This is a genomic window from Acinetobacter lwoffii (assembly GCF_024129115.1).
In the GTDB taxonomy this organism is placed as follows: Bacteria; Pseudomonadota; Gammaproteobacteria; order Pseudomonadales; family Moraxellaceae; genus Acinetobacter; species Acinetobacter lwoffii_T.
In genome coordinates, this window is sequence record NZ_JAMXXO010000050.1 from 1 (window position 1) to 2,468 (window position 2,468).

The following is a 2,468-nucleotide window of genomic DNA, read 5'->3' on the forward strand; positions in this document are numbered from 1 at the left end:
ATCGCCTTTTGAGTTTGAAGCAATGTACTATGATAAGATTAACCCGTTAGGTCAGGTGGCCTAACTTAAATAAAAAAGTCTCCGACAAACCCGGTACGGTTCAACTTGTGATTTGAATCTGCTGTTTTCAAAATCTGTCTTTCAGCTCGTTATGCAACAAAGCCGAACCGAATTAAAAATAGAAATGTAGTTGAGCTGGTGCTTGCTCATTTCTTTATTTTTAGTAATTGAGGTGAACATACTGTCAGTACATGGTAGTTATAAGTAACATGTAACTTTGTTCGCACAAAGATTTGAGTTATGCCAAGTGATGGATTGATTTGTACTTAAAATTTTAAGCTTATCCACTTGCTTTGCAAGCCACTACACTTTATTTACAATCCTATGTTGTGGAAGTAAGGGATCTTGTACTCGCCCAGTATGTTCAACTTGATTATATCTAAAGGACTATTAGGCATCAATCAAATCAATTTTCCAATTACTCGACTGAATCAACACATTTAAATCACGTAATTTAAGACTAATATCATCAGCTTGTTTTTGTAGTGATGAAACTGGAATAACTTTATGCCACTTTATTTCCCGCGTACTATAACGATCAGATTCACGAGATGTATTACTTATTGCTGCAGTTAGGGTTTTGTGCTGTTCTACAAATTCATCACGCAAAGTCAATAAAGCAAGTAAAGAACGACCATCATTTAATTTTGTTAAAGCATTAGTTTCATGAATTGCATAACTTAATTTTTGAAATTCTTGAATTAAAGCAAATACTTGTTTTAGTAGTTCATTTGGATCTTCAGATGGTTTATCACCATCTTGTACCAATACATTTGCATTGATACGTTGTTTTAGTGAAATAATTTTTTTTTGTTGATCACTTCGAAGTAAGAGAGCTTCTGCTAATTTCATTTTTCACCTATTAACCAATTAGAATTAAGTTTTAAGCAGCTAAGTAATTTTACAAATACTATATCCTCATTCTTTAAAAATCAAAAAAATTGATTTTTTATAATTTTCAGAGGTAGAAGTCTTATATTTTGTCATTAGTCGAAGCTCAGAATTAAGCTAAAGGCCTTTTTTCAGATGCAGAATCCTTTATCTGATCCTAGACAGTATTGTGGACATTCGATCCCTCTAAATTCTTACAATATTTTTGTTCAAAGGCTTCAGGACTTAACCAGCCATTTGCAGAATGTATTCTGATTCGATTGTAATAAAGCTCGATATAGTCAAACAAGACAGCATTCGCTTCTTTTCGAGTGGCAAACACACTGCCATGGATTACATGACCTTTCAATGTATGAAAGAAGCTTTCAGTCACTGCATTGTCCCAACATGAGCAGTGTACTGCGCAAGACTGCGTGACATACTTTGAATACAGTTATTCGTCAATAATAGCGCTCTAAAAGCACGACTACAGTACTGACTGCCTTGGTCAGAATGAACCATAACTCCTGTTGAATAAGCTTTTCATGCGCCAAGGTTGGTCCGAAACCATGCAGTTGATCAGAAACAATATTGAGGCACTTGAGTCTGAGTTCTTCAGAAAGCCTGGAATTGCTGGTTTGGCCACGACCCGTATGGGCTATAATGCAGCTGGACCTTGAACTTTGTATTTCTGCAGTAAGCGTCTGACCTGACATTCTGAAATATGAAGTAGAAGTAGCTGAGCAGCCTGGGATTGAGTTATGCGTTGATCGCAGATTTCCTGCAAAACCGACAATCGTTTAAGTTCTTTATCCGACATAGACACCAACATATCAAACCGTCCGCTAAGGAAATTGCAAAAGTGCACATTCTAAAAGCGGACATTTCTATTTTGGGCTTACAATTTGTGTTAAAACCCATTCAAAATGTCTATATTCTCACCAATAAAAATGTCTAGTTTATGATGGTTTTCACCATCATGGACTGGATATGAAATATAGATGCTGATCACTATGTCTGACAAAGAAATTCAACGTCTTGCTGTTCTGCAAGACGTTCGAGATCATCGTATTACACAAGTCCGTGCTGCTGAAATCCTTAATCTTTCAACCCGTCAAATTACCCGGTTATTACAGAAGCTCAATCAAGATGGTGTTTCAGGTATGGCGCATGCCAGTCGTGGTCAACCTGGCCATCGTCGCCATGATGATTTATTAAAATCAAAATGTCTTTCCATTATTTCTGAACATCTGCTGGGATTTGGACCTACCTTGGCCCATGAGAAGCTCAGCAGCATGTTTGACCTGAATATCCCGGTAGAAACGCTTCGGCGCTGGATGACTGCAAATGACCTCTGGATTCCACGATCCAAGCGCCTTAAACGTCCATATCAGCCACGTTATAACCGGGATTGCTTCGGTGAGCTAATCCAGATTGACGGCTCATATCATGACTGGTTCGAAGGACGCGCTGCTAAGTGCTGCTTGCTGGTTTATATCGATGATGCCACTGGAAAACTGTTGCATCTGCGCTTCTGT

Annotated in this window: 2 protein-coding genes and 2 pseudogenes; 1 reads left to right on the forward strand and 3 read right to left on the reverse strand. The window is 38.0% G+C overall.

The genetic code is table 11. From position 1 onward, the window contains the following. Positions 1–450 precede the first annotated feature (450 nt). The 3 genes and pseudogenes from NI470_RS15545 to NI470_RS15555 form a co-directional block, all read right to left on the reverse strand. Complete coding sequence (locus tag NI470_RS15545) at positions 451–912, reverse strand: DIP1984 family protein (protein ID WP_180039238.1); 462 nt, start codon at positions 910–912, stop codon at positions 451–453. Between the two features lie 196 nt (positions 913–1,108). Continuing rightward, positions 1,109–1,473, reverse strand: a pseudogene (locus NI470_RS15550) (IS3 family transposase); the annotation flags it as partial. Beyond that, positions 1,467–1,750: pseudogene (locus NI470_RS15555) on the reverse strand (helix-turn-helix domain-containing protein); the annotation flags it as partial. The pseudogenes NI470_RS15550 and NI470_RS15555, both read right to left, overlap by 7 nt. Positions 1,751–1,931: 181 nt before the next feature. Between NI470_RS15555 and NI470_RS15560 the strand changes: the two are divergent. Next, a partial coding sequence (locus NI470_RS15560; protein WP_253149002.1) for a helix-turn-helix domain-containing protein occupies positions 1,932–2,468 on the forward strand: 537 nt, incomplete at its 3' end.

Excerpts from the sequence above, each read along its gene's own strand:
- NI470_RS15545 (WP_180039238.1), bottom strand. The coding sequence starts at position 912 with ATGAAATTAGCAGAAGCTCTCTTACTTCGAAGTGATCAACAAAAAAAA.